This window comes from Microbacterium sp. Leaf320, assembly GCF_001423485.1.
Taxonomy (GTDB): Bacteria; Actinomycetota; Actinomycetes; order Actinomycetales; family Microbacteriaceae; genus Microbacterium.
Window position 1 is genome coordinate 377,972 of the sequence record NZ_LMOD01000005.1, and the last position, 22,954, is coordinate 400,925.

Below are 22,954 nucleotides of genomic sequence, written 5' to 3' on the forward strand. Positions count from 1 at the left end.
TGGTGCAGGAATGGGGGGACCGGAGATGGTGAGGAACTGCGAGATCGTCGGGTGGGGCACCTCGCTTCCCGCACGGACGGTGCGATTCGGAGACGAGACGCGGTACCGCCTCGAGGACGACGTGTCGCATCTCGACATGCTGACCGAGGCGTGCGAACGGGCGCTCGCGCACGCGGGCGTCACAGCGGATCAGATCGACCTCGTGCTGGGTGCCTCGGCTGCGGGCATCCAGCCGATCCCGTGCACCGCCGCGCTCGTGCTCGAGAGGTTGACGCTCACCGGTCATGCGGCCGCCTTCGACGTCAACTCGACCTGCACGAGCTTCATCACGGCGCTCGATGTCGCGTCGCGGTACCTGGACGCCGGCGATCACGAGACGATCCTCGTGTTCGCGGGCGACGTGGGAACGCGCTTCCTGAACCCCGAACAGCGCGAGAGCTTCGAGCTCTTCAGCGATGCCGGCGCAGCCGTCGTGCTCCGCCGGTCCGCAGACCCCGACCGGGGCGTGATCGCGAGCGCTCAGCGCACCTGGCCCGCCTATGCGCACGATACCGAGATCAGGGGAGGGCTGTCCGGGTCGCCCGCACAGGCCTATGCCACGGCGGACCCCGCCGACTACCTGTTCGACATGGACGGACGCCGAGCGCTGCTCGGGATGATGCGCGTGCTGCCTGAGTTCTTCGACGCGTTCCACCGGAGCTCGGGGATCTCCTACGACGATGTCGCGCTCTGGGTGCCCCATCAGGCATCGGCCGCGCTCGGACCGATGCTCGATCGCCTCGGGATCCCGGTCGAACGCCGCATCGACGAGGTCAGAGAGTTCGGCAACATGGTGTCGTCATCGGTGCCGTTCATGCTCGCACGCGCGCTCGAGAGCGGTCGGGTCGGCACCGGTGACACCGTGATCCTCTGCGGCACGGCAGCGGGCCTCACGGCCAACATCCTCGCGCTCCGACTCTGAGAGGCGGTCCGGGCAGGACTGCGCCCGGCCGACCCGCCCTCACACCAGGGTGCGGCCGATGCTCCCGATCACACCGTCGATCGGCTGCCCCGAGGCGTCACGACGCGCACCCGCGTCGGGGAGCTTGCGCACGGCACCGGTCGGATCGACGGCCTGCGCCGGGCTCGGTCCCACCCAGGCGACCGTCAGACGGTCCTCGCCCTTCAGGAACGCATGCGCCCGCACACCGCCGGTCGCCCGGCCCTTCGCGGGGTACTCGGAGAACGGCGAGACCTTCGCGCGGCCCGGTTCGGTTCCCGGAAGGCTGCTGTCGCCTCCGGACACCGTGGCGACCACGGCATCGGACTCGGGGGCCACCGCACCGAAGAAGAGCACCGAGGCGCCTGCGCCCAGCTTGATGCCGGCCATGCCACCCGCCGGTGCCCCCTGCGGTCGCACCGCAGACGCGGAGAACCGGAGCAGCTGGGCGTCGGTCGTCACGAAGACGAGGTCGTCATCGTCCCGCGCAGCCACCGCACCGACCACCGTGTCACCGGGCTTCATGCCGATGACCTCCAGATCGGGTCGCACGGGAAGCGTCGACGGGACGATCCGCTTGACGGTGCCCTGAGCAGTGCCGAGTGCGATCGGCGTGTCATCGTCGAAGCGGAGGAAGCCCAGGATGCGCTCTCCGCGGGTGGTGATCCCGAGGTAATCGCGCAACGGGGCTCCTGCGGCCAACTGCACGGACGACGACGGCACCGACGGCAGGTCGACAGGGGAGAACCGCAGCACGCGACCCTCCGTCGTCAGCGCTCCGATCTCGGCGCGAACCGTGGTCTCGATCGTCGTCAGGATCGCGTCGTGCTTGCTGCGGCGAGGCGGCAGCGAGAGCTCCTGGCCTTCACCGAGGTCGACGCGCACGGCTCGACCGGTCGTCGAGAGGACGAGCACGGTCGGAGCGTCCGCGATCTGCAGATCGACCGCGGCGCCCTTCGCCGCACGGGGCTTCGGGGGAGCGGCGTTCATCAGGAGCGTGCGGCGAGGAGTGCCGTAGGCGTCTGCTGCGGCATCCAGTTCCTTCGCGACCGCAGCCCGGAGCAGCACGTCGCTGCCGAGGAGCTCGCGCAGCGCGGCGATCTCGGCGAGCAAGGCGTCGCGCTCGGTCTCGAGTTCGATGCGCGAGAACTTCGTCAATCGGCGCAGGCGCAGTTCGAGGATGTACTCGGCCTGCAGCTCGCTGAGGTCGAACACGGAGCGCAGACGCGCACGCGCCTGCTCGGAGTCGTCGGACGACCGGATGACCTGGATGACCTCGTCGATGTCGAGGATCGCGATGAGCAGTCCCTCGACGAGGTGCAGCCGCTCTTCGCGCCGCGCGAGCCGATACCGGCTGCGTCGCGTGATGACCTCGAGACGGTGTGCCACGTAGACCCGGAGCATCTCCTTGAGCCCCAGTGTGCGGGGCTGTCCGTCGACGAGTGCGACGTTGTTGATGCTGAAGGAATCCTCGAGGGGCGTCAGGCGGTACAGCTGCTCGAGCACCGCGTTGGGATCGAACCCGGTCTTGATGCCGATCGCGACGCGGAGTCCGTGGTTGCGGTCCGTGAGGTCCGTCACGTCGCTGATGCCCTGCAGCTTCTTCGCCTGCACCGCATCGCGGATCTTCTCGATCAGCCGTTCGGGGCCGACCATGTACGGCAGCTCCGAGACGATGATGCCGGTTCGGCGCGGTCCGAGGGGTTCGACGGAGACCTTGCCTCGCACCTTGAGCGCGCCGCGCCCGTTCGTGTACGCGTCCTTGACGCCATCGAGACCCATCAGGATGCCGCCCGAGGGGAAGTCTGGCCCCGGAACGAACTCCATGAGCTCTTCGGTCGTGGCGTCAGGGTTCTCGAGCAGGTGAGTGGCGGCGGCGACGACCTCGATCAGGTTGTGCGGCGCCATGTTGGTGGCCATGCCGACCGCGATACCGCTCGCGCCGTTGACGAGGAGGTTGGGGAAGGCTGCCGGGAGCACGGAGGGCTGCTGGAACTGCCCGTCGTAGTTCGGGATGAAGTCGACGACGTCCTCGTCGAGGTTCTCGGTGAGCGCCATCGCCGGCGAGGCCAGACGCGCTTCGGTATAACGCGCCGCCGCTGGTCCGTCGTCGAGCGAGCCGAAGTTTCCGTGGCCGTCGACGAGGGGAACACGAAGCGCCCATTCCTGGGCAAGTCGCACGAGGGCGTCGTAGATCGCGGTGTCGCCGTGAGGGTGCAGCTTTCCCATGACCTCGCCGACGACACGGGCGCTCTTCACATGGCCGCGGTCGGGACGGAGTCCCATCTCGGCCATCTGATAGAGGATGCGGCGCTGAACGGGCTTGAGACCGTCTCGAGCGTCGGGCAGCGCTCGCGAGTAGATCACCGAGTAGGCGTATTCGAGGAAGGAACCCTGCATCTCGGTTTCGAGATCGATGTCCTGGATTCTCTCCGGGGCGAGCTCGGGAGGCGGGGTCTTCGGCATGGCCATCCTGAATGGGTGCGAGGCTGAGGGCGTACGGGAGCCTGTGTCAGACTGGCTCGGATGCCCATCATTCTACCGTCCGAGTCGCTCGCAGTCCGGAGCGTCGTCGGGGTGGCGGACGACGTGTTCGCCGCTCTGCGCGGCGAATCCGCGACCCTGCCGCGGGCCGAATCCGTCGTGCTCGTGCTGATCGACGGCCTCGGCGCGATCAGCCTGCGCGCCCATGCCGGGCATGCCCGGACGCTGACGGCGGGCATGGCGAAGAAGGATGTGGCACATTCGGTCTTCCCGTCGACCACCGCGGCGGCCCTCACGAGCATCCTCACGGGCGTCTGGCCCGGACAGCACGGGCTCGTCGGCTACAGCGTGCTCGACCCCGCACAGGACGCTCTGGTCAACCAGCTCACCGGCTGGGAGTCCGAAGGGCTCGACCCCGCGACCTGGCAGGCGGCGCCGACGATCTTCGAGCGCGCCCGTGCCGAGGGACGAGCGGCCTTCGCCGTCGGCTTCGCCGCCTACGCCGGAAGCGGGTTCACACGAGCGACGCTGCGCGGTGCCGACTTCGTCGCCGCGCAGACGCCGGCCGAACGAGTCCAGGTCGCCTACGACCTCGCCGAGCGCCACCCCGGTTCGCTGGTGTACTGCTATCTGCCGGAGGCGGACAAGGCGGGTCACCGATACGGTCTCGATTCGGCGCAGTGGGTGTCAGCGCTCGAGGAGATCGACGCCGCGATGTCCCGGCGGGTGCCGCCGGGAGTGGGGGTGCTCGTCACGTCGGATCACGGCATGATCGATGTGCCGTCGCATAGGCAGGTCGTACTCGAAGCCGAGCACCTGGCAGGCGTGCGTCACGTCGGCGGGGAACCGCGGATGCTGCACGTCTACGTCGATCCCGACGTCGATGCCGCGGTCGTCGCCGATCGGTTGACACGTGACCTCGACGGCCGCGCCGATGTCGGCACTCGTCATGAGGCGATCGCAGCGGGATTGTTCGGCCCTGAGGCGACTGCTGCCGCCGCATCGCGCATCGGCGATGTACTCGTCGTCGCGCGCGGGAACGGTGCGGTCTACGACGGGACCGCGCAGGATCAGCGCAGCCGGGGGATGATCGGTCAGCACGGCGGCCTCACTCCGGAGGAGCGTCAGGTGCCGCTGCTCCGGTTCGGTGCCTTCGTTCGCTGAACCGCCCCGCGGACTCTATTCGTCGGTGCGTGCTCCGAAGACGATCTCGTCCCATGAGGGCATGGCGTTGCGCCGCTTACGTCGGCCGGAGTTGTCGTTCGCCGGCTCGGGAGCGACTTCCGGCCGGTCGTCCTCGTCGGGGGCGGAGTTCTCGAAGGCGTCGAACAGGGCGATCGGATTGCGGTCGTCCTGTTCGTCCTCGGACGTCTCGAGGATCGGTGCGGTCTCCCGCTGTCCCCGGCGGCGGCGGAGGGCCTCGAGCAGGTCGGCGGTCTCGGGGCTCGTCGTGGCCGATTCCGGTGCACGCTTGATCGCGGCATCCTGCACGGCCGCGGTGGAGCGCTCGGGGGCCGCCACGTCCTCGATATCGGCCTCGGGGGCAGGGATCAGACGCGGTCCGAAGGCGCCGGAGTCGAAGCGGCTGTCGTCCTTGTAGGGCGACGCCTGGCGTTCGGCTTCGACCGCGCGCAGCCGCGGGATGAGACCCTCCGGGAGAGAGCCCTGGCGCGAGAGCTGCGTCGCATCGGCGTTGAGCGGCGCCAGGGCGCTGCGACGCGGATCGAAGCTCCAGCGAGCATCGTGCTCGACCTCGTTGGCAGCGAACTCGAGCTTGATGATCCAGCCGCTCTCGTCCTTCCAGCTCGCCCATCGTTCGGCGGTGGCCTCGATCTCGGAGAGCTTGGCGCGGATGGCGGTGCCGAACGTCGGCTGCGCGTCGGGTTCGACGTCGCTCCCGATCAGAACGGGAACGGCGAGAGCCTGGCCGATGACGTGCTCGCGCTCAGCCAGCACGGGGCCCTCGAAGCGGATGACGTCGTCGACGCTGATGCCGAGGAGCTCAGCCACCTCGGGGGCCGTGAGTCCGGCGCGGATCTGCGCCTGGATGTCGCGCGGGCTCGCGGCGAGGCGCTGAGCAGTCGGCTCGCTCTGTCGCGTCGCCCGTCGGATCTCGCGGTGCAGGACGTCGTCGATGGGCAGCGCGAAGCGCTCGCCCGACTCGGTCGCGAGTACGAGCAGACCTGCTTCTGTGCCGACGATGGTGACGTTTTCCATGCGAATGCCCCTCTGATGGGTGTGCGTTCATGGTGTCACGCGGTGCGCCTCTCAGCCGGGAATACTCTGGGCGTGCCGTGAGTTTGGTCTGTCGCACGCTCGGGCATTTGCTTATTGCCTCGCAGTCGTGCAAACTATGGCCGCCGATTACCCCGACGGCGCACCACCCACTCGCATGAAAGTGGAGATTCACCACATGGCAACCGACTACGACGCTCCCCGCAAGAGTGAAGACGACTCCGAGTCGATCGAAGCCCTCAAGGAGCGTGTGCCGGACAAGAGCTCCGGCTCTTCGGGAGACGAGGATGCGGACAACCCGTCCAGCTTCGATCTTCCCGGAGCCGATCTTTCCGACCTCGAGCTCGATGTCGTCGTGCTGCCCGCGCAGCAGGACGAATTCACCTGCATGAACTGCTTCCTGGTGAAGCACCGTTCTCAGCTCGATCACGAGGGCTCTTCCGGCCCCATCTGCAAGGAGTGCGCCGCCTGAGCGCACTCGAACGAGATTCCACGCGCCCCCGACCTCTCGGTCAGGGGCGCGTCGTCTTTGTCCGTGGGGCGGCTGTCGTCAGCCCCGGGAGGCGAGGATCGCCGCCGCGAGGCGGTCGGGCGTCCTGGTCGAGACGGTCCAGGTGTCGACCGGGTCGTCCGGGTCGATGTTGGGAACAACGACTACGCCGTCCACGCCGCCGCGGATGAGGTGCCACCCGCGGGCAGGCAGTCCGGGACCGCGCGCGTGGCGCGCCTCCTCGCCGGTCAGCGCCGTCGGCGTGCCGAGGTGTCGAGTCTCGATGTGCGCCCGTCCGGCGCGCAGGACGCCGCCCTCGACCGACACCACGGGCGTGAGGGCGATGAATGCGATCACGAGCAGTGCCGAGACCGCGGCGCCGACGATCAGAGCGATCGTGGAGCCGACCGGTACGAAGATGAGGGCGACCATCGGGCCCGCGAGTGCGACCGTCGCCAGCAGCCACAGGCTGGGGGACAGTCTCTCGCGGTAGCGGGTCCGCGCATCAGGAGCGATGTTCTGCATTAGCCTCGTGGGGTGACTGATTCCGTTGATGTCCCCATTATCGCCTCTGTGGTGCCCGGTTACGCGCATCCCGGCGACGCCGGAGCCGATCTGGTGGCGGCGGAGGCCGTTCATCTGGCCCCGGGGGAGCGAGCCCTCGTGGCGACGGGGGTGCGCATCGCACTGCCCGAGGGATACGCGGCATTCGTGGTGCCGCGCAGCGGTCTCGCGGCCAAGCACGGCATCTCGATCGTCAACTCGCCTGGCACGGTGGATGCCGGATACCGCGGCGAGATCAAGGTGAGCCTGATCAACACCGACATCCGCAGCGCGTACGATGTGGCCGTCGGCGACCGCATCGCGCAGCTGATCGTCATGCCCGTGACGCGAGCCACGTTCATCCCGGTCGAGGAGCTGCCCGACAGCGTCCGCGGCGAAGGTGGCTTCGGTTCGACCGGCTACCAGGCAGGATCCCATTCCCCTTCGGCAGGACAGGCCAATGACTGACAACAACGCGACTCCCTCGAAGTCCGCCCCGGACGACCGGGCGACGCAGGGTCCCTTCGACGACTCAGAGGCGAACCCCGTGCGCCCGTACATCGACCTCGGCGGAATCAAGATCCTTCCGCGTGAAGGACTGAATCTCCGCCTGGAGGTCGAGGAGCAGTCCAAGCGCATCGTCGCCGTCGGCCTCGACTATGCCGACTCCTCGCTGCAGGTGCAGCCCTTCGCCGCACCGCGCTCCGGCGGGCTGTGGGATGAGACGCGAGTGCAGCTGCGCGATCAGGTGCGCGGCCAGGGCGGTCGCGTGGAGGAGAGGGACGGCCCTCTCGGCAAAGAACTGCTCGCCGAAGTGCCGGCCGCCGCGAACGAGGGCTCGGAGCTGCGGCTCGCCCGCTTCATCGGCATCGACGGTCCTCGCTGGTTCCTCCGCGGCGTGATCGGCGGCGCTGCCGCATCCGATCTCGAAGCGGCGGCGAAGGTCGAGGACCTCTTCCGGTCGATCGTGGTCGTCCGCGGTGGGGCTCCGATGCCTCCGCGCGACCTGATCCCGCTGAAGATGCCCGCGACTCCCGGCTCCGCGTGACCACCCCGGCCCCTGAGCCCGAGCGCGAGCAGACCGCGTCGGACATCGTCGGCGCGGCCCTCGGCGGCGCCGCCCGGCGCGCAGGGCTCGACCCGACTGAGAGCGGTGCGACCCACAAGGTGGTCTGGTCCGCGATCGGCGGGTGGCGCGGCATCCTCGAGTCCGTCCTCCCGAGCCTCGCGTTCGTCGTCCTCTTCACGATCCGCCCCGAGCCGCTGATCCTGCCGCTCGGAGTGTCCGTCGGGCTCGCCGCCGTGTTCACCCTCGTGCGGCTGGTGCAGAAGTCCCCGCCGTCCGCGGCCATCGGCGGTCTGGTGGCCGCTGCGGCCGCTGCGGCATTGGCGCTCTGGACGGGGCGAGGTGAGGACAACTTCGTCCCCGGCCTGATCACGAACGCCGCGTACGGCACGGCGATGCTCGTCTCCGCACTGATCGGATGGTCGCTGATCGGCCTCGCTGTCGGGTTCCTGATGGGGGAGGGCACCGCCTGGCGCGGCGACCGTCGCAAGCGCCGGGCCTTCTTCTGGCTCGGAGTCGCCTGGGCCGCGCTGTTCTTCGCGCGGCTGGCGGTGCAGCTCCCGCTCTACCTCGCCGGTGATGTCACAGCGCTCGGGACGCTCAAGCTCATCATGGGTCTTCCGCTGTTCGCGCCGCTGATCGCCGTCACCTGGCTGATCGTGCGCGCGCTCTATCCGCGCGCGTCGGATGCCGAGGCGACTGCGCACTCGTGATAGATTTATCTTGACATCAAGATAAATTGCAGGCTTTCGCCCGGAGGCTGAGCGGAGCAGACTGGTTAGGTCTGCCTTGCTAGCCGCAGGGGCTCGCTGGCGAGCAAGATGGAGGCGCCTGTCGCTCCCATCCGAATAGAAGGAGACGGATTCGTGTCCACGGTGAACAGCTTCGGTGCCAAGAGCACCCTGACGGTCGGCAGCACCGACTACGAGATCTTCCGCATCGACACGGTGCCCGGTTTCGACAAGCTCCCCTTCAGCCTCAAGGTCCTCCTTGAGAACCTGCTTCGCACCGAGGACGGCGCGAACGTGACGAAGGCGCAGATCGAAGCCCTGGGTTCGTGGGATGCTGCGGCAGAGCCGAGCACCGAGATCCAGTTCACGCCCGCCCGCGTGGTCATGCAGGACTTCACCGGTGTTCCCTGCATCGTCGACCTCGCCACCATGCGCGAGGCAGTGACGGCGCTCGGCGGCGACGCGAACAAGATCAACCCGCTCTCGCCCGCAGAGATGGTCATCGACCACTCGGTGATCGCCGATCTCTTCGGTTCCGAGAATGCGCTCGAGCGCAACGTCGAGATCGAGTACGAGCGCAACGGCGAGCGCTACCAGTTCCTCCGCTGGGGCCAGACCGCCTTCAGCGACTTCAAGGTCGTCCCGCCCGGAACGGGCATCGTGCACCAGGTGAACATCGAGCACCTGGCCAAGGTCATCTACGACCGCGACGTGAACGGCGTGCTGCGTGCGTACCCCGACACCTGCGTCGGCACCGACTCGCACACCACGATGGTCAACGGCCTGGGCGTGCTCGGCTGGGGCGTCGGCGGTATCGAGGCCGAGGCCGCGATGCTCGGCCAGCCCGTGTCGATGCTCATTCCGCGCGTCGTCGGCTTCAAGCTGTCCGGCGAGATCCCCGCCGGTGTCACGGCGACCGACGTCGTCCTCACCATCACCGACCTGCTGCGCAAGCACGGCGTCGTCGGCAAGTTCGTCGAATTCTACGGCGAGGGCGTGGCATCCGTGCCGCTTGCGAACCGCGCCACGATCGGCAACATGTCGCCCGAGTTCGGCTCCACCGCCGCGATCTTCCCGATCGACGACGTCACGCTCGACTACCTGCGTCTGACCGGGCGCAGCGACGAGGCCGTCGCTCTCGTCGAGGCGTATGCCAAGGAGCAGAAGCTCTGGCACGATGCCTCCCACGAGCCCACCTTCAGCGAATACCTCGAGCTCGACCTCGGCACCGTCGTGCCGTCGATCGCCGGCCCGAAGCGCCCGCAGGATCGCATCCTCCTCTCCGAGGCGAAGACGCAGTTCGAGCACGACATCCTCTCCTACGCCTCCGCATCGACCTCGGACTCCGTGGTCGACCTCGAGTCGAAGCACTCGTTCCCGGCGTCCGACCCGGGTTCCGTCCCCGGTGAAGAGGAGCCCACGACGACCCGACCGGTGCACATCAACAGCGGCGCACCGGCCAATGCGTCCAAGCCCGTGCCGGTCACCACGCCCTCGGGTGAGAAGTACATCCTCGACAACGGTGCGGTGACGCTCGCGGCCATCACGTCGTGCACGAACACCTCCAACCCGTCGGTCATGATCGCTGCAGGTCTCGTTGCCCGCAAGGCGCTCGAGAAGGGCCTCAAGCAGAAGCCGTGGGTCAAGACGACGCTCGGCCCCGGCTCGAAGGTCGTCACGGACTACTACGAGAAGTCCGGTCTCGACAAGGACCTCGAGGGCCTGGGCTTCTACACCGTCGGTTACGGCTGCACGATCTGCATCGGCAACTCGGGTCCGCTGATCGAAGAGGTCTCCGCGGCCATCAACGACCACGACCTCGCGGTGACCGCCGTGCTCTCGGGCAACCGCAACTTCGAGGGTCGCATCAGCCCCGACGTGAAGATGAACTACCTCGCCAGCCCGCCGCTGGTCATCGCCTACGCACTGGCAGGGTCGATGCACTTCGACTTCGAGAACGACGCGCTCGGCAAGGGCACGGACGGTGAGGACGTGTTCCTGAAGGACATCTGGCCCACCCCGGCCGAGGTCCAGGAGCTGGTCGACTCGTCGATCTCGCGTGAGCAGTTCATCAAGCAGTACGCCACGGTCTTCGACGGCGACGAGCGCTGGCGCAGCCTGCCCACCCCGGACGACGACATCTTCCAGTGGGACGAGAACTCGACCTACGTGCGCAAGGCGCCCTACTTCGACGGCATGACGATGGAGCTCACCCCGGTGCGCGACATCGAAGGCGCGCGCGTCATGGCGACCCTCGGCGACTCGGTCACCACCGATCACATCTCGCCCGCCGGAAACATCAAGGCCGGCACGCCCGCCGCTCAGTACCTCACCGAGCACGGTGTGGACCGCAAGGACTTCAACTCCTTCGGGTCGCGTCGAGGCAACCACGAGGTCATGATCCGCGGAACGTTCGCGAACATCCGCCTGAAGAACATGATGGTCTCGGCCGTCAACGACGGTCAGGTCGTCGAGGGTGGATACACCCGCGACTTCACCCAGCCGGGCGGCCCGCAGTCGTACATCTACGACGCGAGCATGAACTACCAGGAGCAGGGCACGCCGCTCGTCATCTTCGGTGGCAAGGAGTACGGCTCCGGCTCGTCGCGTGACTGGGCGGCCAAGGGCACGAGCCTGCTGGGCGTCAAGGCGGTCATCACCGAGAGCTTCGAGCGAATCCACCGCTCGAACCTGATCGGCATGGGCGTCGTCCCGCTGCAGTTCCCGGCCGGCGAGAGCTGGGAGTCGCTGGGTCTCGACGGCACCGAGGTCGTCTCGATCACGGGTCTCGAGGAGCTCAACAACGGCACCACACCCAAGACGGTCCGCGTGACCGCCGCCCCGACCGATGACTCGCCCGAGGGCAAGCAGGTCGTCGAGTTCGACGCGGTCGTCCGCATCGACACCCCCGGTGAGGCGGACTACTACCGCAACGGCGGCATCCTGCAGTACGTGCTGCGTTCGCTGGTCTGATCGCACAGTCGGAAAGGGCTCGGTTCTTCGGAACCGGGCCCTTTCCGCGTGTCAGCGCCTGTGTCAAGGGGGAGTCGCTCTCCGAGCTTTCCCGGATGCCCGGGGTAGGATCGAGCAGGCGTCCGTACCGGAATCGGATGCCGCGAACGGTGCCTATGAGGAGGTGCAGATGCCGATTCTTCCGAGCATCTCAGGACCCCGTGACCTCGACTCGCTGTCCGAGGATCAGCTCATCGAGCTCGCGGGGGAGATCCGCGCGTTCCTCGTCGAGAACGTGTCGCGCACCGGCGGGCATCTCGGCCCGAACCTCGGAGTGGTCGAACTGACGATCGCCCTGCACCGCGTCTTCTCGTCTCCCGACGACCCGTTCATCTTCGACACCGGGCACCAGTCGTACGTGCACAAGCTGCTCACCGGGCGTCAGGACTTCTCATCGCTCCGTGTGCGCGGAGGGCTCGCCGGTTATCCGCAGCGCTCCGAGAGCCCGCACGACGTCGTCGAGTCGTCCCACGCATCCAGCTCGCTGAGCTGGGCCGACGGCGTCTCGCGCGCACTGACTGCAACCGGGCGTGCAGATCGCCACGTGGTCGCCGTCGTCGGAGATGGCGCGCTCACCGGCGGCATGACGTGGGAGGCGCTCAACAACATCTCCGACGACAACGACCGCAACCTGGTCATCGTCGTGAACGACAACGGGCGCTCGTACGCGCCGACCATCGGCGGGATGTCGCGATACCTGAACCGTGTGCGCACGGCCGCGGCGTACAAGGAGCTGCACCACAAATCGGACCGCCTCTTCCGCGCCTTCGGGCCCGTCGGCCGTGCCGTGTTCCGCGGTGTGCGGGGTGGCACACACGGGTTCCTCTCGCGCTTCACGAACAACGAGGCGCTGTATTCCAATCTCGACATCAAGTACCTCGGCCCGGTCGACGGACACGATCTTCCTGCGCTGCTCGAGACCCTCGAGCTCGCGAAGTCGTTCGGCGCGCCCGTCATCGTGCACACCATCACCGAGAAGGGGCGCGGCTACCAGCCCGCTCGAGATGACGAGGCCGACCAGTTCCATGCTGTCGGGCGCATAGACCCGACGACCGGTGAGACGCTCTCGTCGGGAGGGACCGGCTGGACCGATGTCTTCTCCGACGCTCTCGTCTCCGTCGGCGAGCGACGCTCGGATGTGATCGCCATGACCGCCGCGATGCTCCGCCCGACCGGGCTCGCTCCGTTCGCGGAGCGATTCCCCGACCGTGTGTACGACGTGGGAATCGCCGAGCAGCATGCCGTGGCATCCGCCGCAGGTCTCGCGTTCGGCGGCCTGCACCCTGTCGTGGCGCTCTATGCGACCTTCATGGGCCGCGCCTTCGATCAGGTGCTCATGGACGTGGCGCTCCACCGTGCGGGCGTCACGTTCGTCCTCGACCGGGCGGGTGTCACCGGTCCCGACGGTCCGAGTCACCACGGCATGTGGGACCTGGCGATGCTGCAGATCGTCCCGCACATCCGCATCGCCGCCCCGCGCGACGGAGTGCGCCTGCAGGAAGCGCTCGACGAAGCCGTACTCGTCGAAGACGCCCCGACCGTGATCCGTTTCCCCAAGGGCGATGTCGCGCCTGAGCTGCCCGCCCTCGAGCGCCTGCACGACGGTGTCGACGTGCTCGCCCGTGGCGAGTCCGAAGACGTGCTGCTCGTGGCGATCGGGCCGTTCGCTGCGCTGGCGATGGATGTCGCCGAGCGTCTGCGCGCCCAGGGCATCGGGGCCACAGTCATCGACCCCCGCTGGGCGATCCCTGTGCAGCCCTCGATCGTCAGCATGGCCGCGCGTCATCGCCTCGTCATCACGCTCGAAGACGGAATCCGCGTCGGAGGCATCGGCACGCGCGTGCGTCAGGTGCTCCGCGAGGCGGGCATCGACACGGCGGTCGATGAGCTGGGCCTGCCGGACGAGTTCATCGATCACGCCTCGCGCGATCAGATCCTCGCGGATGCCGGACTGACCGCGTCGAAGATCGCGCAGGACGTCGTCGCCCAGGTCCTCGGGACTCGTATTCCGGTCGCTCGCCAGTCAGGGGAGACCGGCACTGTCGATCTTCCGCTGCACGAGCGGAGCTGATCCCGGGCGGCCTACCCCGTGAGTGCCCGCCCGGTCAGTTGAGGGCGTGCAGCGCCGCGACGGCTTCGGCACCGCGGTCCGTGTCGCGGAGCGCGGTGGAGAGCAGATAACCGTCGGTCAGGGCGTCGCCCGTGACCATGACCCGGACGAGCTCGACCCCGCAGGAACGTCTGACCTCGTCAGCGCTGGCGGCGATTACGCGGGTGTTGATCTCGTCGTTGTGCGGCAGCTCGGCTCCGTCGAGGCTCCGGATGACGTCTCGCAGGGCCGCGCCGACGATGTTCGACGCGCGTTCGTTCACGTTCACCACGTCGAGTTCGAACACTCGCAGATCTCGGCCGGTGGCCAATGGTCGCCATTCGAAGGACGCGTGCACCCGGTGCTGATGCCCGCTGGCGCCGGTCATCTCGCGGGCGGGCAGGTCGGTCGCGCGACAGCGGACGTCGATGAGCTTGTACCAGTAGAACAGTGGGAAGGCGCCGTGCGAACCGGGGTCGAGCACGACGACTTCGCCGACCGCGCCCCCGCGTGAGGTGGGCCGCCGCTGCGGCCTGTTGCGGATGATCGGCTTGCCGTTCCGGGTGCGGATCGCCGCCCACCCCTCATCCACCGTGACGACGAAGATCTTCAACAGGGCCGGCACGACCAGCAGGATCGTGAGGATCGCCGTGCCGGTCTTGAACAGACCCGACATTCCTTTACCACCGAGCATCGAGAGGAGCATGTCCATGACACCACTGTGCCGCCTGCTGCTTCTGCGCACGGCCATTCACCGCTCTCCGATGCCGGTGTTCACACGCTGTTCCGTCGGTGTTATCCGCGACGCCGCGAGGTGGATACGCCGCGGGCGCGGGCGAGGCTCGATGCGCCTCAGCCGAGGTCCGCGAGCACCTCGGCAAGCAGTGCTTCGGTCGTGACTCTCGCCCGCTCGCGGTCGGCCTCGACGAGGCCGACCCTGGTGCGCCGGTCGAGGATGTCGGCGACGGTCATCGCGCCCTCGGCGCGCACGGCGAACTCGACCTGCTCGCGGGGCACTGCGCCGTCGGCATCCGAACCGGGACGAGACCGCTTCGGCGCGGTGTCGGTGAGCCGGAGGGACGCCGTCCGACTCGGCGCGGCGTTCAGACCGCTGACGTGTGCTGCGAGGTCGACGGCGTCTTCCGCCATCCGCCGATACGTCGTCAGCTTGCCTCCGAGGACGTTGACGAACCCCGCGTCGGAGACGGCGACCAGATGACGGCGAGAGATGTCCGCGGTCGAATCGGCCCCCGTGTCGACCAGCGGGCGCAGGCCCGCGAACGCCCCGCGCACTCGTTCCCGACCGATGGGTTCGGCGAGCACCCGGTTCAGGGTCGTCAGAAGGAAGCAGATCTCGCCCTCTGTCGGCGTGGCGATCCGCGGCACAGCGCCCGGAGCATCCTCGTCCGTCAGACCGACGATCACCCGTCCGCTCTGCTGCGGCAGAGCGAACACGTAACGGCTGATCGACCCCTCGTGCGGGATGGTCAGCGCCGCCGACGGGTGTCCGAGGTCGGCGGCGTCCAGGACGATGTGGGTTCCGCGGCTGGGGCGCATGGTGATCGACTCGTCGAGGGTCCCGGCCCACACCCCGGTGGCGTTGATCACCGAGCGGGCCCGGATGTCCAGGGTCTCGCCGGTCAGCGCGTCCGCGGCGATCGCCCCATCGCTGCGGAGCCCTCGCGCGCGAACCCGCGTGAGGATGCGTGCGCCGAGAGCTGCGGCCGTGCGGGCGACCGTCACGACCAATCGCGCATCGTCGACGAGCTGTCCGTCGTACGAGAGCATTCCGCCCCGAAGTCCTCGGCGGTCGAGCGCGGGAACCAGATCATGGGCGGCGCGCGCGGAGACCAATCGCGGCCCGGGCAGCACCGTTCGTGGCGTGCGAGCCCGCATCCGCAGCAGATCGCCCATGGCCATGCCCGCGACACCTGCCGCGCGCTGTGCGGCGGTCACACCGACGGCGAAGGGCATCAGCTGGCCGAGCGGTCGGATGAGATGCGGTGCGATGACCGTCATCAGCAGGTGCCGCTCGAGGGCGCTCTCCTTCGCGGTCGCGACATCACCGGTGGCGAGATAGCGAAGGCCGCCGTGCACGAGCTTCGAGCTGAATCGGCTCGTGCCGAATGCGAGGTCATCCGCTTCGAGCAGCGTGACGGACAGCCCTCGGGAGGCGGCGTCGAGAGCGACTCCCGTGCCGGTGATCCCGCCGCCGATAACGAGCACGTCGACGGTCTCTTCGGCGGCCCGAGCGAGGTCTGCGGCCCGACGCGCGACGTTGAGGTCGGGGGAGTAGGCGGTCATGGCCGGAGCAGCCCGTCGAGAGCAGCGCGCAGCTCGCGTTCCCACGATTGCTCGGAGATGAGCTCGGAGACGGTCCCGTGCGACAGCACCGCCGATTGCGCGATGAGCAGCAGCATCACCGCGATCTCGCTCGGCTCTCCCGCCCGGACGCTCTTACCCCGCTGCGCGGTCTCGATCGCCGCGGCGAGCCACTGCAGGATCAACCGCTGGCTCGATCCGACGCGCTGCAGCGTGTAGCGGGTGAAGACCTCGGGCTCGTCCGCGAGCAGTCGCCCATAGACCTCGTCGGAGCGGAAGGACGCCGAGAAACGGAGCACGTCGTCGACGAGGTCGTGGCGGGTGCGGGGCTCTGTCGGGAACTGCGCGACGATGCCGGCGACCCGGCGGAGCAGGGCTGAGCGCACGACGTCGTCGGCGTCGTTCCAGCTGCGGTAGATCGTCGGACGGCTGTGACCTGCGCGACGCGCGAGTTCCGCGATGGTGACTCCGTGCACCCCTCTGCGGCTGATCAGGTCGTCGGCCGCGTCGAGGATGCGCGCCTGGGTGGCGTCCCAGAGCGGATGCTGTGCGAGCCGCGCTTCTGCAGTCACTTGACGTTCTTCCATGATGTGTCACACTGTAACGCATGAGTCAGGAGAACGGCAGAGTGGCCGCACGATCGGAGATGCGGTGGAACGGCTGGGGTGATCCCGCGAAGGCCGATGATCTGCCCCGGGCCGTGCGGGCGCTGCTCCCGTTGCTGCTCGGGCGCATTCGCAAGCCCGCCGCGCCCGTCGAGCTCGGGGACGTGCTCCTCGCCGCCTCTGCGCTTACTCCCGACGACATCGCGGCGTTCACCGTCGTCGTGGGCAAGGATCGGGTCGATGTCTCTGACGAGTCTCGGATCCGCCATGCAGGCGGTCGCTCGACGCCCGATCTGCTGCGAAGGCGACTGGTGCGTCAGGTCACCCCGGATGCCGTCGTCCTTCCTGCCGATCACGACGAGGTGGCTGCCGTGCTCTCCGTCGCCGCCGATCGCGGAGTGGCGGTTATCCCCTTCGGCGGCGGGACGAGCGTGGTCGGGGCCCTCGATCCGCAGCGCGGCCGCCACCACGCCGTGATCAGTCTGGATCTGCGCCGACTCACCGGTCTCCTCCGCCTCGACGAGGTCAGTGGCGAAGCAGTCCTCGCGGCAGGAACCACCGGGCCCGATGCAGAGGCGCTGCTCAGCGCGCATGGATACGAGCTCGGCCACTACCCGCAGAGCTTCCGCTACGCGACGATCGGCGGGTTCGCGGCCGCGCGGTCTTCAGGGCAGAACTCTGCGGGCCACGGGCGCTTCGACACCATGGTCACGGGCATCAGGGTGGCGACGCCGACCGGTGACATCGATCTCGGGCGGTCTCCGGGTTCTGCCGCGGGGCCCGACCTGGTCCGCGTGTTCCTGGGCTCCGAAGGCATCTTCGGGGTGATCACGGAGGTCCGCGTCCGCATCCATCCGATCCCGCGTGAGCGCGTTCTCGAGTCCTGGACGTTCCCGGATTTCGCTTCGGGTGCCGATGCCCTCAGAGCGGTGGCGCAGCATGGCGGCGGGCCGACGGTCATCCGCCTGTCCGATGAGGCTGAGACCGCGGTCAGCCTGGCGCAGGTCGGCCGGATCGGCAAGGCGCTCTCGAAGGGTGCAGCGGTCGTCACGGTGTACGAGGGCGGCGGCATCGTCGAGCGCCGGGCGCGCGCGTCCGCACTGCTGGCTGCTGCTGGCGGAGTCTCCTCCGGTGAGGGAGCGGCTGAGGACTGGCTCGACGGACGCTTCGACGGTCCGTACCTGCGCGACGCGCTGCTCGACGCGGGAGTCTTCTGCGAGACTCTCGAGACGGCGACCACCTGGGCGAACATCCCCACACTGAAGGCGGCGGTCACGACTGCCCTTCGCGACGGACTCTCTGACTCCGGCGCGAAGCCCTATGTGATGTGCCACGTATCCCACATCTATGCGACGGGGGCATCGTTGTACTTCACGGTGCTCGCCTCCATCCGGTCCGACCCGATGGAGGTCTGGGCACAGGTCAAGGCGCGTGTGAACGACGCGATCATCGCTAACGGCGGCACGATCAGCCACCACCATGCCGTCGGTCGCGATCATGCACCGTGGTTGGAGCAGGAGATCGGCGAGACCGGCGTGCGGATCCTGGCCGCGATCAAGCGCGAGCTCGACCCCACGGGGATCCTCAACCCAGGCGCCGTGATCTCCGCTGATCGGACGCGCTGACGTGGGTGACCACATCGCCATGCTGTCGAATCCCTCCGCGGGCAAGGGGCGCGCCGGGCGCGAGGCAGCCGCAGCTCTCGCCCATCTGCGGGCCCGTGGCGCAGACGTGCATGTGTTCACAGGGGACTCCGCCGCATCGAGCGAGGTGCTCGCGGCGCAGGCTCTCGGTGAAGAGCCGCGTGTGCTCGTGGTCGTCGGGGGAGACGGCACGCTGTCCGGCATCCTCGACCTTCTCTGCGAGAGCGCCGTCCCTGTCGCGCTCGTGCCGGCCGGTACGGGGAACGACCTCGCGCGGGCCCTGGGCCTTCCTCGCCACGACCCGGTCGCCGCAGCGGAGCTCGCGCTCTCCGGAGTCTCCAGGGCGATCGACATCGGAGAGATACGCACCGGAGGCCGCGTCGCGCCGTTCCTGACGATCGCCGCTCTCGGCTTCGACGCGAAGGTCAGCGATCGCACCAACCGGTTGCGCTGGCCCCACGGTGCGCTGCGCTACTACCTCGCCCTCGTGATCGAACTCCTGCGTCTGCGCCCGATGGAGTTCACGGTGTCCGTCGACGGCTCGGCCCCTGTCGCGGCGCCGGGCACTCTCGTGGCCGTCGGCAACACCGAGAGCTATGGAGGCGGCATGCCGGTATGCATTGGCGCGGCGGCCGACGATGGTCTCCTCGACCTCGTACAGGTGGCGCCGCTGAGCCGCCTCCGTCTGCTGCGGCTGTTCCCGCTGCTGCTTCGAGGCACGCACCTGTCGCGTCCCGAAGTGACGCACGGACGTGCCCGGTCCGTGACGGTGAGCGCACCGGGACTCGTCGTGTACGCCGACGGAGAGCGGATCGGCGAGGACGAATGCACGGTCGGTGTCCGCCCGGCGGCGCTCACTGTCCTGGTGCCTGCAGCGAAGGAGACGGGTCGTGGCTGACAGCGGCAGGAACGCGCGACAGAGCGCACCGTTCGACGAGGACGTGATCGTGATCGGCTCGGGCTTCGGCGGATCCGTCTCCGCGCTGCGGCTCGTCGAGAAGGGGTATCGCGTGCGGGTCTACGAGGCCGGACGTCGATTCGAAGACGAGGACTTCGCGAAGACCAGCTGGGATGTGCGTCGCTACCTGTGGGCGCCGGCGTTGGGCTGCTACGGCATCCAGCGCATCCACCGCCTGCCGCACGTGATGATCCTCGCGGGGGCGGGCGTCGGCGGTGGATCGTTGAACTACGCCAACACTCTTTATCAGCCCGGCGGAGCCTTCTTCACCGACCCCCAGTGGAACGCACTCGCGAACTGGGATGCTGAGCTCTCGCCGCACTACAGGACGGCGAAGCGGATGCTCGGCGTGGTCGAGCGGTACCCTCATTCCGGTCCCGTCGAGCGCATCATGGCCGGTGCCGCAGAGGATCTCGGTGTCGGCAGCACGTTCCGGCGGGCTCCGGTGGGCGTGTGGTTCGGCAGGCCGGGGGAGCGTACGCCCGATCCGTTCTTCGAGGGAGAGGGCCCAGATCGCACGGGCTGCACACTCTGCGGCAACTGCATGGTCGGATGCCGTGTCGGCGCGAAGAACACGCTGATGAAGAACTACCTCGCACTCGCGGAGCGCCGCGGCGCGGTGATCGAGCCGCTCCGCACGGTCACCGAGGTGTGCGAGCTCGCGGGCGGCGGGTTCGCCGTGACGAGTGAGCGCAGCGGTGCCTGGCTGCGTCGTGATCGCCGTACCGTGCGCGCCGGTCAGGTCGTGCTGGCTGCGGGCACCTGGGGCACACAGCAGCTGCTGCATCGGATGAAGCACTCGGGTGCTCTTCCGCGTGTGTCCGACGCCGTCGGGCGACTCACGCGGACCAACTCCGAGGCGCTCGACGGCGCGATCGCGACCCGGGTTCCGACTTCTCTCGACCTCGCGAAGGGCGTCGCCATCACGACCTCGTTCCACGTCGACGAGCGCACGCATGTCGAGAACGTGCGCTACGGGCCGGGCTCGAATCTGATGGGTGCGCTGGCGTCGATCATGGTGCCCGGAGATGTGCCGCTCGGCCGCCGACTGGGCGGTCTCGTCGGGCGATTCCTTCGGGCGCCGATCCGTCAGCTGCGCCTGGGGTCTCTCCGGCGCTGGAGCGAGCGCGGCATCATCGCTCTCGTCATGCAGACCGTCGACAACTCGCTCACACTGTCTCTGCGGCGCCGGTTCGGGCGCCTGGTGATGACGAGCCGGCAGGGTCACGGTGAGCCGAACCCGAGCTATCTGCCGCAGGCGCACCGTGCGGCTGCGGCGATCGCCGCGCGCATGCAGAAGGAGGGTGGCGTGCCCGCCGAGGCGCGGGGCTCATGGCCCGAGGTCTTCGGCATCCCCCTCACCGCGCACTTCCTCGGCGGCGCCGTGATCTCGGCGTCCCCCGCGACAGGGGTCGTCGATCGGTACCACCGTGTGTGGGGGCATCCGGGGCTGCACGTCGTCGATGGGGCGGCGGTGCCCGCGAATCCGGGCGTTAACCCGTCGCTGACGATCACGGCGCTCGCGGAACGGGCGATGTCGTTCTGGCCGCGCGCCGGGGACGACGACGACGAGCGTCCAATTCAGCAGGCATGACGAAGGGGGCCGCGCCGAGCGCGACCCCCTTCGATGCATCCGATCAGCGGCTCTCGATGCCGCGGATCTGCGGGGTGTGGAACTCTCCACCGAAGGCGCGCTCCGAGGCGCCCTCGCGGTCGAGGTAGGGCGAGGCCCCACCGTCGATGAAGGGCCAGCCGGCGCCGAGGATGAGGCACAGGTCGATGTCCTCGACCTCGGGCACGACCCCCTCATCGAGCATGAGCTTGATCTCGCTCGCGAGACCGTCCTGCACTCGCTGCAGGATCGTCTCGGCCGACGCCGGCGTCTTGCCGACGGCGGGCTTCAGCAGCTTCTCGGCCTGCTTCGTCCAGCCGGTCACCCGACCGCCCTTGTCCTTCTCGATCACGGCGTCGAGCTCCGCGAGAGCGTGGAAGTTCTCGTTCGCGTAGAAGCGCTCCGGGAACGCGTGCGCCATCGTGTCCTGCACGTGGGCTGCGACTTTCCACCCGACCAGGTCGATCAGCTGGAAGGGTCCCATCGGCAGTCCGAGAGGTGCGAAGGCCTTCTCGACATCGGTGATCGGAGTGCCTTCGTACACCGCGCGAGCCGCCTCGCCCATGACCTTGGCCAGCAGACGGTTCACCACGAAACCGGGAGCATCTGCGGTGAGCACCGCGTTCTTGCCCAGATTCTTCGCGACGACGAACGCGGTCGAGAGCGCACCCTCGGAGGTGACTGGTGTCTTCACGATCTCGATCAGCGGCATCACCGCGACCGGGTTGAAGAAGTGGAAGCCGACGAGGCGCTCGGGGTGAGCGAGCTTCGCGCCGATCTCCTCGACCGAGAGCGACGAGGTGTTGGTCGCCAGGATCGCGTCCTCGGCGATGATCTTCTCGATCTCGCCGAACACCTGCTGCTTGACGCCGACCTCCTCGAACACGGCCTCGATGACGAAGTCGCAGTCCGCGTACAGGCTCTTGTCGGTCGTGCCCGTGACGAGCGCGCGAAGCTTGTTCGCGGAGTCCGCATCCAGGCGACCCTTGCCCTCGAGCTTGCCGATCTCCTCGTGGATGTAGGCCACGCCTTTGTCGACTCGCGCCTGGTCGAGGTCGGTGATCAGCACCGGCACCTGCAGCTTGCGCACGAACAGCAGCGCGAACTGGCTCGCCATGAGCCCCGCGCCGATGATGCCGACCTTGGTGACCTTCTTGGCAAGGGCATTGTCGGGTGCGCCGACGGGCCGCTTCGCGCGCTTCTGCACGAGATCGAACGCGTACATGGATGCAGCGAACTGGTCGCCCGTCACGAGTTCGGCGAGAGCTTCATCCTCGCGCGCGAAGCCCTCGGCCTTGGTGCCGCTCTTCGCCCTGTCGAGCAGCTCGAGCGCGGCGTACGGCGACTTCGGAACCGTGCCGATCTTCGACTCGAGCATGCCGCGCGCCATCTTGATGGCGATCGGCCACTTGGTGAGTCGCTCGATCTTGCCCGGCTCGTTCTTGCGCTCGACCTTCTTGCCGCCGAGCACGGCGTCGGCCCAGGCCAGCGAGTTCTCGAGATAGTTCGCCGCGGGGAAGATCGCGTCGACGATGCCCAGATCGAAGGCCTGCTGCGGCTTCAGCATCCGGTTCTGCTTGAGCGGGTTCGAGATGACGACCTCGAGGGCGTTCTCGATCCCGATCAGATTCGGCAGCAGATAGGCGCCACCCCAGCCCGGGATGATGCCGAGGAAGACCTCGGGGAGCGCGATCGCCGCGGCGGACGCGTCGACCGTGCGGTAGCTGGAGTTGAGCGCGATCTCGAGGCCGCCGCCGAGCGCCAGCCCGTTCACGAACGCGAACGACGGGACGCCGAGCTCGCCGAACTTGCCCAGCACCTTGTGGCCGAGCTGCGCGATCAGGCGCGCGTTGTCACGCGAGCCGACCTTGCTGATGTCCGAGAGGTCGGCCCCGGCGGCCAGTATGTACTGCTTGCCGGTGATGCCGACGGCCTGGATCTCTCCGGCGGCGGCGCGAGCGGCGAGGCCGTCGAGCGTGTCGCCGAGAGCGGTGAGCGTCGCCGGCCCGAGGGTGTTCGGACGAGTGTGGTCGCGTCCGTTGTCGAGCGTGATCAGGGCGAGGACCTTGCCCGAGGCGAGACGGATGTCGCGCACAGGAGAGTGCGTGATCACCTCGTCGTCGGTGAGAGCCTGGATGGGGGAGAAGTCGACGTTCGCGTACTGTTCGGAAATCGAGTGTGCCAT

At 68.4% G+C, this 22,954-nt stretch carries 18 protein-coding genes; 11 read left to right on the forward strand and 7 right to left on the reverse strand.

Annotated elements, in window-relative coordinates; genetic code table 11:
• The first annotated feature begins 25 nt into the window (after positions 1-25).
• Positions 26-961, forward strand: a complete 936-nt coding sequence (locus ASF63_RS17790) for a 3-oxoacyl-ACP synthase III family protein (RefSeq protein WP_056517190.1) — start codon at positions 26-28, stop codon at positions 959-961.
• Between the two features lie 39 nt (positions 962-1,000).
• Here ASF63_RS17790 and ASF63_RS17795 read toward each other — a convergent pair whose 3' ends face one another.
• On the reverse strand, positions 1,001-3,445 hold the full coding sequence (locus ASF63_RS17795; protein ID WP_157534425.1) for a DNA topoisomerase (ATP-hydrolyzing) subunit A: 2,445 nt from the start codon (positions 3,443-3,445) through the stop codon (positions 1,001-1,003).
• Between the two features lie 60 nt (positions 3,446-3,505).
• Here ASF63_RS17795 and ASF63_RS17800 point away from each other — a divergent pair, with 60 nt between their 5' ends.
• Positions 3,506-4,627, forward strand: coding sequence for an alkaline phosphatase family protein (locus ASF63_RS17800; protein WP_082478317.1), 1,122 nt, complete (start codon positions 3,506-3,508; stop codon positions 4,625-4,627).
• 15 nt (positions 4,628-4,642) lie between these two features.
• Here the strand turns inward: ASF63_RS17800 and sepH are convergent, their stop codons facing one another.
• Positions 4,643-5,680 (reverse strand): septation protein SepH, encoded by a 1,038-nt coding sequence (gene sepH / locus ASF63_RS17805; RefSeq protein WP_056517196.1) that lies wholly within the window; start codon positions 5,678-5,680, stop codon positions 4,643-4,645.
• 196 nt (positions 5,681-5,876) lie between these two features.
• On the opposite strand from sepH, the gene ASF63_RS17810 reads away from it, so the two are divergent.
• A complete protein-coding gene (locus ASF63_RS17810) occupies positions 5,877-6,170 on the forward strand; it encodes a DUF4193 domain-containing protein (protein ID WP_056307515.1) in 294 nt (97 codons plus the stop codon).
• A 78-nt stretch (positions 6,171-6,248) separates the two neighbouring features.
• Here ASF63_RS17810 and ASF63_RS17815 read toward each other — a convergent pair whose 3' ends face one another.
• The gene (locus tag ASF63_RS17815; protein ID WP_056517199.1) at positions 6,249-6,713 is read right to left on the reverse strand and encodes a DUF3093 domain-containing protein; all 465 of its coding nucleotides are present in this window, start codon (positions 6,711-6,713) and stop codon (positions 6,249-6,251) included.
• A 12-nt stretch (positions 6,714-6,725) separates the two neighbouring features.
• On the opposite strand from ASF63_RS17815, the gene dut reads away from it, so the two are divergent.
• From dut to dxs, 5 genes are all read left to right on the forward strand, one after another.
• Positions 6,726-7,199 carry a dUTP diphosphatase gene (gene dut / locus ASF63_RS17820; RefSeq protein WP_056517203.1) on the forward strand — a complete coding sequence of 158 codons (474 nt, stop codon included), beginning with the start codon at positions 6,726-6,728 and terminating at the stop codon, positions 7,197-7,199.
• Entirely contained in the window at positions 7,192-7,779 is a 588-nt protein-coding gene (locus ASF63_RS17825) for a DUF3710 domain-containing protein (protein WP_056307521.1), read from the forward strand. The genes dut and ASF63_RS17825 overlap by 8 nt, the downstream gene beginning before the upstream one ends.
• Entirely contained in the window at positions 7,776-8,510 is a 735-nt protein-coding gene (locus tag ASF63_RS17830; RefSeq protein ID WP_056517206.1) for a DUF3159 domain-containing protein, read from the forward strand. The genes ASF63_RS17825 and ASF63_RS17830 overlap by 4 nt, the downstream gene beginning before the upstream one ends.
• A gap of 153 nt (positions 8,511-8,663) precedes the next feature.
• Positions 8,664-11,501 carry an aconitate hydratase gene (locus tag ASF63_RS17835; RefSeq protein ID WP_056517209.1) on the forward strand — a complete coding sequence of 946 codons (2,838 nt, stop codon included), beginning with the start codon at positions 8,664-8,666 and terminating at the stop codon, positions 11,499-11,501.
• A gap of 169 nt (positions 11,502-11,670) precedes the next feature.
• Entirely contained in the window at positions 11,671-13,611 is a 1,941-nt protein-coding gene (gene dxs / locus ASF63_RS17840; protein ID WP_056517211.1) for a 1-deoxy-D-xylulose-5-phosphate synthase, read from the forward strand.
• Positions 13,612-13,645: 34 nt separating this feature from the next.
• Here dxs and ASF63_RS17845 read toward each other — a convergent pair whose 3' ends face one another.
• From ASF63_RS17845 to ASF63_RS17855, 3 genes are all read right to left on the reverse strand, one after another.
• Positions 13,646-14,341, reverse strand: a complete 696-nt coding sequence (locus ASF63_RS17845) for an SPFH domain-containing protein (protein ID WP_056517214.1) — start codon at positions 14,339-14,341, stop codon at positions 13,646-13,648.
• A 140-nt stretch (positions 14,342-14,481) separates the two neighbouring features.
• A complete protein-coding gene (locus ASF63_RS17850; protein ID WP_056517218.1) occupies positions 14,482-15,933 on the reverse strand; it encodes a glycerol-3-phosphate dehydrogenase/oxidase in 1,452 nt (483 codons plus the stop codon).
• On the reverse strand, positions 15,930-16,538 hold the full coding sequence (locus tag ASF63_RS17855; protein ID WP_056517220.1) for a TetR/AcrR family transcriptional regulator: 609 nt from the start codon (positions 16,536-16,538) through the stop codon (positions 15,930-15,932). Before ASF63_RS17855 ends, ASF63_RS17850 begins: the two co-directional genes overlap by 4 nt.
• 20 nt (positions 16,539-16,558) lie before the next feature.
• On the opposite strand from ASF63_RS17855, the gene ASF63_RS17860 reads away from it, so the two are divergent.
• The 3 genes from ASF63_RS17860 to ASF63_RS17870 are packed head-to-tail and all read left to right on the forward strand — an operon-like array spanning position 16,559 to position 20,751.
• Positions 16,559-18,181 (forward strand): FAD-binding oxidoreductase, encoded by a 1,623-nt coding sequence (locus tag ASF63_RS17860; protein WP_235560853.1) that lies wholly within the window; start codon positions 16,559-16,561, stop codon positions 18,179-18,181.
• A gap of 1 nt (position 18,182) precedes the next feature.
• The gene (locus ASF63_RS17865) at positions 18,183-19,097 is read left to right on the forward strand and encodes a YegS/Rv2252/BmrU family lipid kinase (protein ID WP_056517223.1); all 915 of its coding nucleotides are present in this window, start codon (positions 18,183-18,185) and stop codon (positions 19,095-19,097) included.
• Positions 19,090-20,751: a GMC oxidoreductase gene (locus tag ASF63_RS17870; RefSeq protein WP_056517226.1), complete on the forward strand. Its 1,662-nt coding sequence runs from the start codon at positions 19,090-19,092 to the stop codon at positions 20,749-20,751. Before ASF63_RS17865 ends, ASF63_RS17870 begins: the two co-directional genes overlap by 8 nt.
• A 43-nt stretch (positions 20,752-20,794) precedes the next feature.
• On the opposite strand, the gene ASF63_RS17875 is transcribed toward ASF63_RS17870, so the two are convergent.
• A complete protein-coding gene (locus ASF63_RS17875) occupies positions 20,795-22,954 on the reverse strand; it encodes a 3-hydroxyacyl-CoA dehydrogenase NAD-binding domain-containing protein (RefSeq protein WP_056517229.1) in 2,160 nt (719 codons plus the stop codon).